General features: G+C 74.6%; 7 protein-coding genes and 1 pseudogene. 6 read left to right on the plus strand and 2 right to left on the minus strand.

The window, feature by feature from the left end; genetic code table 11:
* Positions 1–57 precede the first annotated feature (57 nt).
* On the minus strand, positions 58–969 hold the full coding sequence (locus tag ACWGB8_RS36605; RefSeq protein ID WP_452217980.1) for a LysR family transcriptional regulator: 912 nt from the start codon (positions 967–969) through the stop codon (positions 58–60).
* Between the two features lie 96 nt (positions 970–1,065).
* On the opposite strand from ACWGB8_RS36605, the gene ACWGB8_RS36610 reads away from it, so the two are divergent.
* The 4 genes from ACWGB8_RS36610 to ACWGB8_RS36625 all read left to right on the plus strand — a co-directional run bounded on the left by ACWGB8_RS36610 (position 1,066) and on the right by ACWGB8_RS36625 (position 5,246).
* A complete protein-coding gene (locus tag ACWGB8_RS36610; protein WP_452217981.1) occupies positions 1,066–1,770 on the plus strand; it encodes a succinate dehydrogenase cytochrome b subunit in 705 nt (234 codons plus the stop codon).
* Between the two features lie 50 nt (positions 1,771–1,820).
* Complete coding sequence (locus tag ACWGB8_RS36615; RefSeq protein ID WP_452217982.1) at positions 1,821–3,767, plus strand: fumarate reductase/succinate dehydrogenase flavoprotein subunit; 1,947 nt, start codon at positions 1,821–1,823, stop codon at positions 3,765–3,767.
* Positions 3,764–4,501, plus strand: coding sequence for a succinate dehydrogenase/fumarate reductase iron-sulfur subunit (locus ACWGB8_RS36620; protein WP_452217983.1), 738 nt, complete (start codon positions 3,764–3,766; stop codon positions 4,499–4,501). The genes ACWGB8_RS36615 and ACWGB8_RS36620 overlap by 4 nt, the downstream gene beginning before the upstream one ends.
* Positions 4,502–4,700: 199 nt before the next feature.
* Entirely contained in the window at positions 4,701–5,246 is a 546-nt protein-coding gene (locus ACWGB8_RS36625; protein WP_452217984.1) for a hypothetical protein, read from the plus strand.
* 76 nt (positions 5,247–5,322) lie between these two features.
* On the opposite strand, the gene ACWGB8_RS36630 is transcribed toward ACWGB8_RS36625, so the two are convergent.
* Positions 5,323–6,258 carry a DUF2797 domain-containing protein gene (locus tag ACWGB8_RS36630; protein ID WP_452217985.1) on the minus strand — a complete coding sequence of 312 codons (936 nt, stop codon included), beginning with the start codon at positions 6,256–6,258 and terminating at the stop codon, positions 5,323–5,325.
* 216 nt (positions 6,259–6,474) lie between these two features.
* Here ACWGB8_RS36630 and ACWGB8_RS36635 point away from each other — a divergent pair, with 216 nt between their 5' ends.
* Positions 6,475–8,712 (plus strand): restriction endonuclease, encoded by a 2,238-nt coding sequence (locus tag ACWGB8_RS36635; protein ID WP_452217986.1) that lies wholly within the window; start codon positions 6,475–6,477, stop codon positions 8,710–8,712.
* Positions 8,713–9,003: 291 nt separating this feature from the next.
* Positions 9,004–9,117: pseudogene (locus ACWGB8_RS36640) on the plus strand (ABC transporter ATP-binding protein); the annotation flags it as partial.

Below are 9,117 nucleotides of genomic sequence, written 5' to 3' on the forward strand. Positions count from 1 at the left end.
GGCCCGGGGGCAGCTGCCCCCGGGCCCTCGCGCGTCCGGCGCCGGGGAGCCCCCGGTTCAGTCGAGCAGCAGCCGGGTGCCGGGCGGCAGCTCGCCCTCCCGCAGGTGGGCCAGCAGGGTCTCGCGCAGTGCGGCGGCGGCCCGGGTCGGCGGCACCTCGCGGCCGTGCGCCACGGCGATGGTGCGGCCGAGGCCCGGCCCGGCGAACGGGGTGACCGCCAGCCCCGAGCGGGCCGCCACCATGCCGGGCAGGACGGCAGGCCCGAGGCCCGCCCGGACGAAGCCCAGGACGGCGTCCATCTCGCCGCCCTCGACCGCGAACTCGGGTTCGAAGCCCGCCGCCCGGCAGGCCGCGATCGTGGTCTCCCGCAGGTCGTAGCCCTCGCGGAACATCACCAGCGGCCGCCCCTTCAGTTCGGCCACCCGCACCCGCTTCCGGCGCCCGGCGGTCGCGGCGACCAGGACGAGCTCCTCGTGCAGCAGTTCGGTGACGGCGAGGGCCGGGGCGGACTCCCCGCGGCGCGGGGTGATGATCAGGGCGAGGTCCAGTTCGCCCTCCGCGAGCAGCCGGACGAGGTCCCGCGAGCCGCCCTCCCGCACCGCCAGCGCCACCCCCGGGTAGCGGTCCCGGAAGGCCCGCAGGACGTCCGGGACGAGGCTGGTGCAGAGGCTCGGCGGTGCCCCCAGCCGCACCCGGCCGCGGCGCAGCTGCACGGTCTCCTGGACGGCCAGCCGGGCGGACTCGGTGTCGGCGAGGATGCGGCGGGCGAGCGGCAGCAGGGCGTCCCCGGCGTCGGTGAGGGCGATCCGGCCCCGGGTGCGGTGGAACAGCTCCGCCCCCAACTCCCGCTCCAGGGCTCGGATCTGCTGGGAGAGGGACGGCTGGGCGACATGCTCGGCCTCGGCCGCGCGGGTGAAGTGGCGGGTCTCGGCGACCGCCAGGAAGTAGCGGAGTTGCTGGAGCTGCACGCCGTCCAGGATACGAGCACCCGATAGCCGGTGCCTATCGTCACGAGCCGCATCCTGTCTTGGACGCCATTGTCGGGACTTCCTACCGTTGACGCCATGACAACCGCGACCCGGACGGCCCGGCAGCCGTCCACCCTGGCGACCCTGTGGCGGTCGACCGTCGGCAAGAAGGCGGTCATGGCCGTCAGCGGACTGGTCATGCTGCTGTACCTCGTCGCCCACATGCTGGGAAACCTCAAGGTCTTCTTCGGCCCGGACGACATCAATGGCTACGCGGCCTGGCTGCGCACCCTCGGCGAGCCCCTTCTCGGGCACGAGTGGTTCCTGTGGATCGCCCGCGCCGGCCTGCTGGCCGCCGTCGTCCTGCACGGCGTCGCGGCGTACCAGCTCAGCCGGCGCGACCTGGCCGCCCGGCCGAGCAAATACGTGCACCAGCGGCGGCGGGCGAGCTACGCGACCCGCACGATGCGCTGGGGCGGGGTGATCCTGGCGCTGTTCATCGTCTGGCACATCCTCGACCTGACCACGCTGACGGTGAACCCCAACGCCGAGCACGGCCGCCCGTACCAGAACATCGTGGCGTCCTTCTCGACCTGGTACGGCTGCGCCCTCTACACCGTCGCGATGCTCGCCGTCGGCCTGCACGTGCGGCACGGCTTCTGGAGCGCCGCGCAGACCCTGGGCGCCAACAACGCCCGCCGCGACCGGGCGCTGAAGCTGACCGCCAACGGCCTCGCTCTGCTGCTGACCGTCGGCTTCCTGTCCGTCCCCGTGGCCGTGATGACCGGAGTGGTGAAGTGAACCCGACTGGTGAAGTGAACCCGAGCGGTGAGTTGAGCCGGAGTGGTGAGTTGAGCACGTACGCCTCGTACCGGACCGGTGAGCCGATCGCCGACACCAAGGCGCCCGCGGGGCCGATCGAACAACGGTGGGACCAGCGGCGGTTCGAGGCCGGGCTGGTGAACCCGGCCAACCGGCGCAAGCACACCGTGATCGTGGTGGGCACCGGCCTGGCCGGCGGCTCGGCCGGCGCCACCCTCGCCGAACAGGGCTACCACGTGGTGCAGTTCTGCTTCCAGGACTCCCCGAGGCGGGCTCACTCGATCGCCGCCCAGGGCGGCATCAACGCGGCCAAGAACTACCGCAACGACGGCGACTCGATCCGCCGGCTGTTCTACGACACCGTCAAGGGCGGCGACTTCCGCGCCCGCGAGTCCAACGTCCACCGGCTGGCGCAGGTCTCGGTGGAGATCATCGACCAGTGCGTGGCCCAGGGCGTGCCGTTCGCCCGCGAGTACGGCGGGCTGCTCGACACCCGCTCGTTCGGCGGCGTCCAGGTCTCCCGGACCTTCTACGCCCGCGGCCAGACCGGACAGCAGCTGCTGCTCGGCGCCTACCAGGCGCTGGAGCGGCAGATCGCGGCCGGCAACGTGGAGATGCACCCGCGCACCGAGATGCTCGACCTGCTCATCGTCGACGGGCGGGCCCGCGGGATCGTCGCCCGCGACCTGGTCACCGGGCGGATCTCCACCCACACCGCCGACGCGGTCGTGCTCGCCACCGGCGGCTACGGCAACGTCTTCTACCTCTCCACCAACGCCAAGAACTCCAACGCCACCGCCGTCTGGCGGGCCCACCGGCGCGGCGCGTACTTCGCCAACCCGTGCTTCACCCAGATCCACCCGACCTGCATCCCGCGCTCCGGCGACCACCAGTCCAAGCTGACCCTGATGAGCGAGTCGCTGCGCAACGACGGCCGGATCTGGGTGCCCAGGGCGAAGGGCGACACCCGGCCGCCCGCCGAGATCCCCGAGGACGAGCGCGACTACTACCTGGAGCGGATCTACCCGGCCTTCGGCAACCTCGTCCCGCGCGACATCGCCTCCCGCGCCGCCAAGAACGTCTGCGACGAGGGCCGCGGGGTCGGCCCCGGCGGGCAGGGCGTCTACCTGGACTTCGCCGACGCGATCCGCCGGCTGGGCCGCGACGCGGTCGCCGCCAAGTACGGCAACCTCTTCGAGATGTACGAGCGGATCACCGCCGAGGACCCCTACCGGGTGCCGATGCGGATCTACCCCGCGATCCACTACACGATGGGCGGGCTCTGGGTCGACTACGACCTGCAGACCACCGTGCCGGGCCTGTTCGCGATCGGCGAGGCCAACTTCTCCGACCACGGGGCCAACCGGCTGGGCGCCAGTGCCCTCATGCAGGGACTGGCCGACGGCTACTTCGTCCTGCCGCCCACCCTCAACGACTACCTGGCCCGCAACCCGGTCGCCGCCGTCCCCGGGGACCACCCGGAGATCGCCTCGGCGGAGGCCGAGGTGGCGGACCGGCTGAACCTGATCCTGGCCGTCGACGGCGACCGCACCCCCGACTCCTTCCACCGCGAGCTCGGCGAACTCCTCTGGGACAACTGCGGCATGGCCCGCGACGAGGCCGGACTGCGGCGGGCGCTGGCCGCGATCCCGCGGCTGCGCGACGAGTTCTGGCGCCGCATCAAGGTGCCCGGCACCGGCGAGGAGCTCAACCAGGCGCTGGAGAAGGCCAACCGGCTGGTCGACTACTTCGAGCTCGCCGAACTCATGTGCCTGGACGCGCTGCACCGCGCCGAGTCCTGCGGCGGCCACTTCCGCACCGAGAGCCAGACCCCGGACGGCGAGGCCGCCCGCCGCGACGAGGACTACGCCTACGCCGCCGCCTGGGAGTTCACCGGCACCGGCGAGGCGCCCGTCCTGCACCGCGAGGACCTCGTCTTCGAACACGTCCACCCCACCCAGCGGAGCTACGCGTGAACCTCACCCTGCGCATCTGGCGCCAGACGGGCCCGGACGCCCCCGGCGCGATGACCACCTACCAGGTCAGCGGGATCAGCCCCGACATGTCCTTCCTGGAGATGCTCGACACCCTCAACGAGGAGCTGATCGTCCGCGGCGACGCGCCGGTCGCCTTCGACCACGACTGCCGCGAGGGCATCTGCGGCGCCTGCGGCATGGTCATCAACGGCCAGGCCCACGGCCCCGAGCGCACCACCACCTGCCAGCTCCACATGCGGCACTTCGCCGACGGCGACACCATCGACATCGAACCGTGGCGGGCCGCCGCCTTCCCGGTCGTCAAGGACCTCGTCGTCGACCGCAGCGCCTTCGACCGGATCATCGGCTCCGGCGGGTACATCACCGCCCCCACCGGCAGCGCCCCGGACGCGCACGCCACGCCCGTTCCCAAGGAGGCCGCCGACACGGCCTTCGAGCACGCCGAGTGCATCGGCTGCGGGGCCTGCGTGGCGGCCTGCCCGAACGGCTCGGCGATGCTGTTCACCTCGGCCAAGGTCGTCCACCTCAATGTGCTGCCGCAGGGCGCGCCCGAGCGGAGGTCCCGGGTGCGGAACATGGTCGCCGCGATGGACGCCGAGGGCTTCGGCGGCTGCACCAACACCGGCGAGTGCGCGACGGCCTGCCCCAAGGGCATCCCGCTGCCGAGCATCGCGGCGATGAACCGCGCGTTCCTGCGGAGCGCCGCCGGGTAGCGGAGCCCGGCGCCCTCCCGATGCGGCCCGCGCGTGCGCGCGGGCCGCATCCCTTGGCACGTACGGGAGTTGACGTGCACAAAGCATGCAGGTCGGGAGCGGACACCGGACGATCACAACTCGGCAACCCCCGGACACATCCTCCCCATCGGGCTATAGCGTCTCCCCACCACGATCACGCCAGTCCTCAGGGAAGACGATGCGTATCACCACCCTCACGACGCCCCTCTCCGCCGGCCTGCTGCTCGCCCTCACCGCCTGCGGCACCACCACCGCCCCGGGCGCCCGGCCGACCGCCGAGACCCCGGTGGCCGCCGCCGTCACCACCACCGCCGCCGCGCCCGCCCCGGACGCCGCCGCCGTCACCGCCAAGCTCGCCGCCGCCGGACTCCCGGTGAAGCTGACCGTCGTCTACGACGCCACCACCGACCCGGCCGGCAAACTCGGCAAACCCCAGCAGTACGTCAGCAAGACCGCCTTCGACGACACCCGGATCGCCGGCCTGCCCAAGGCCACCGCCGCGGCCGGCAAGGGTCGCCGCGACTCCATCGCCTACGGCGGCACGGTCGAGGTGTTCGCCACCCCCGAGGACGCCCAGGGCTGGGCCGAGTACATCGACAAGGCCCAGCAGTCGATGGGCTCCCAGATGACCCCCGACCACATCTTCCGGCGCGGCACCGTCGTCGTCCGGGTCTCCCACCTGATCCCGGCCGACCAGGCCCGCGCCTACCAGGCCGCCCTCTGAACACCCCGCTGAACGCCCCCCGCCCGTCGCGCTGCCCCCGTCTCCCCGCCGGGGGCGGCCGCACGTCCGGACGGCCTCAGAACAGCTCCCCCTGGGCCCCCGTCTCGGCGGGGCGGCACCGCTCCACCAGGCCCACCCCCGCCACCCCGGCCGGCGTCGGCCCCGCCCCCGCGACCGGGGACAGCGTCCAGCCGGTCAGCCGGCGGGTGTCCAGCAGCAGCGGCAGCGCGTGCCCCGGGTGGTCGAGGAACAGGTGGCGGCCGACCGGGGCGCGCAGGGTCCCGGCCAGGACCGCCCCGTCGGTGAGCGCGGTGACCTCCAGGTAGCCCTCCGGCGCCCCGTCCGCCAGGCCGTACAGCCCGAGGTGGTCGGTGATCGGGTGGTCGGGCAGCAGGTCCAGCCCGTGATGGCCGGCGAGCAGCCCGTGCGCCTGCCGCCGGGCGGCCGCGAGCACGGCGCGCCCGCCCGCCCAGGCGTCCCGCTGCCACCAGCCCTCGGCCTTGGCCCGGCTCTTGAACCGCTCGCGGGCCAGCCCGGAGGCCGCGACGGTGAGTTCGGCGCGCCGGACCGCCGGCAGCGGTCCGCGGGCGGCCAGGGTCCAGACCAGGGCGCCCTGTTCGAGCAGCCGGCTGCTGCCCCGCTGCTCCGCGGTGAGGCCGACCTTGAGCAGGCCCTCGCCGAACCAGGCCAGGTAGAGGTGGTAGCTGCGGCCGTCGTCCAGGATCTGGTCGCGGGCGAGCGCGAGGCCCCGGTCGACGCTCTGGCAGGCCGGGCACTGCACCGCCCCGCCGTCCGGCTCGATGGCGGCCCGGTGCGGGCACGGGGTGCGCTCGGTACGTCCGGCCAGCCAGGCCCCGGTGCAGCGGCGCGGACCGGTGAGCCGCCAGCCGACGGCCGTCCCCGGGGTGACGGCCCGCTCGTGGCTGCGCCGGCCGTTGGTGGCGGTGAGCAGGGGTCGGCCGTCCTGCCAGTGCAGGCCGGTGGCGATCCAGCCCGGCTGCTGTGGGTTCACGCGAGTCCCTCCGTACGAACCCTGCGAGGCTACCCGCTACCGCCGGCGCCCCCGCCCGGCAGGCCCCGCGGCCGTCCGCCGAGAGAGGGCGGGATCCGGACGATTCCGCAGGTCGACGGCCGGTCTCCGGGGGGATCGGGCGAGATCCCCGCGGTCCACGTTCTATTGTGGCGGCGGGCGCGGCCGGGAGGCCGGCGCGGGAGCGAAGGGGTGGACGTGGCGGGGCGGCGGAACGACGGGGTGCTGGCGGTCTGGGCGGAGGCGCAGCGGCAGCAGCAGCGCCGGGAGGAGGCCCGCTGGCGTGCCCAGGCGGCCGAGCAGCGCCGGCGGGAGCGGGAGGAGCGCGAGGCACAGCGGGCCGCGGCGCGCACCGAGCGGGAGGCGCAGCGCGCGTACCAGCAGTCCCGGGAGGCGGAGGCGGCCCGGCGGACGGCGGAACTGGACGGCCGGGTGGCCGAGTTGCAGGGCCTGTTGGGGACGGGGCTGGCGCACCCGGCGTTCCGTCCGCAGACGCTGCTGACGGCGCGCACGGTGCCGCCGTTCGAGCCGGGGCGGCTGGGCGAACCGGTCCCGATGCCGGACCAGGCGCGCTACCACGTGATCCCGCCGGACCCGGTGCAGGCGCGCAATCCGGGGATCCGGCAGCAGTACGAGCAGTACGTGGCGCAGGCCCGGGCCCGGTTCGAGCAGGACTGGTACGCGGCGCAGGCCGCCGAGGCGGACCGGCAGCGCCGGCTGGCGGAGTACCACGGCCAGTACCTGGAGTGGGCGGCCCAGCTGCGCCGCCAGGACGAGGAGCGGGCCGTCCGGATGCGCGAGCTGCTGGAGCGGCTGCGCGGCGGGCAGGCGGAGGCGGTGCAGGAGTTCTTCTCGGGTGTGCTGTACGCCTCGGCGGGCTGGCCGGAGGGCTTCCCGCACCGGCTGGTGGCGGCCTGGGAGGCGTCCACCCGGCAGCTGGTGGTGAACTGGGAGCTGCCCGGCCCGGACGTGGTGCCGTCGGTGGGCCGGGTGCGGTACGTGAAGTCCGACGACCGGGAGGCCGAAGTCTCGCGGCCTGCGACCGAGCGCAAGGCGCTGTACCGGGAGGTGCTGGCGCAGAGCGCGCTGCGGGTGGTGGCGGAGCTGTTCCGGGCCGATCCGGACGGGCTGCTGGGCTCGGTGGTGCTGAACGGCTTCGTCCGCGGGATCGACCCGGCGACGGGCCGCGAGTCGGAGCGGTTCCTGTCGACGGTCACGGTGACGCGCGCCGAGTTCGCCGGGCTGTCGCTGGACCGGGTGGCCGCGCCGGAGTGCTTCGCCGCGCTGGGCGGGAAGCTGTCGGCGCGCCCCGAGCGGCTGGACGAGGTGCGGCCGGACCGGCTGCCGGAGACGGTCGGCGGCAGCATGGCGGGGCAGGGCGGCGAGGAGGACCCGGACCTCTTCGAGATGGACCCGATCGAGTTCGAGGAGCTGATCGCCGAACTGTTCCGGCTGCGCGGCTTCCGGGTGATGACCACCGCCCGCAGCGGCGACGCCGGGGTGGACGTGGTCGCCGAGGACCTCGACCCGGTGACCGGCGGCCGGATCGTCATCCAGGCGAAGCGCTACCGCTCGACGGTGTCGCCGACGGCCGTCCGGGACCTCGATTCGACGGTGCGCCACCACGGCGCGATCAAGGGCATCCTGGTGACGACGGCGGGCTTCGGCCCGGGCTCGTACGAGTACATCCGCAACAAGCCGCTGACCCTGGTGAGCGGGCCGGAGCTGGTGGAACTGCTGGCCGAGCAAGGCCTGCGCGGTCGGCTGGGCAATGCCGACCGCACCTCCGACGGCGCCCCCGACCGCAGCGCGAACCGGGCCGGCGGCCGGAACGGCGCCGGGGCCCGCGGGCGGACCGCGGCGGCGGCCGGGCCGGAGGCCGCGGGGACTGCGGCCGGGGCGGGCGCGGACCCGGTCGGCGGACCGACCCGCGTCGAGCTGGTCTGGCAGAGCCGCACGGCCGGCGGCGACGCGGTGGAGCTGGACGTCTCCGCGTTCCTCTGCGGCGGCGGCTCGGTGCTGAGCGACGAGCACTTCGTGTTCTTCAACAGCCCGGAGGACCCGGACGGCGCGGTGCGGCTGCTGCCCACCCGCTCGGTGGCCGGCGAGCCCGCGCGGGCGGCCGAGCTGGTGCTGGAGCCGGCCCGGCTGGCGCCCGCGGTGGACGAGGTCGCGGTGGCGGTCTCCACCGAGGAGGAGGGCGCGCCGGCCCTGCCGCTGGGCTACGTGCACGGGCTGCTGCTGCGCGCCGAGGCCGGTCCGGGCGTCGCGGTGCCCGAGCGCTGGGAGGCCGCCACGGCGGGGATGTCGCAGTCGGCGATGCACGTCGGGTCGTTCCGGCGCTCCGGCGGGTCCTGGCGGTTCGAACCGGCCGGGAAGGCGGTGGAGGGCGGCCTCGCGGGGCTCGCGGTGCGCTGGGGCGTGGCGGTGGAGTGACGGGGCGGGTGCCTCGGGGGCGGGCGTCCAGGAGGCGATGCCCCGGGGCGGGTGTCTCGGGTGCGGCGTCTTGGGTGCGGCGTCTTGGGGAGGCCGGTGTCTCGGGGGGCGGGTGTCTCGGGGGCCGGTGTCATACCTGAGGAGGAGAGCGGCCCCCGCCGACCCACCCGGAGGCGGAGGCCGACCGTACCGGCGGGCGACATTCCGACGTTTTCCCTGCTGGGAGGATTGAACGGCACACAAACACCGTCCCAAGTCCCCCTCTGGAGGACTCCCGTGAGGAGCATCCCCGTGACGACGTCCGCAACCCCCGTCCGCACCGGTCGGGCCGCCGCCCGCGCCACCGGCCTGAGCAAGGTCTACGGGGAGGGGGAGACCCGCGTCGTCGCCCTCGACAACGTCAGC

The sequence above is a fragment of the Kitasatospora sp. NPDC054939 genome, assembly GCF_053610105.1.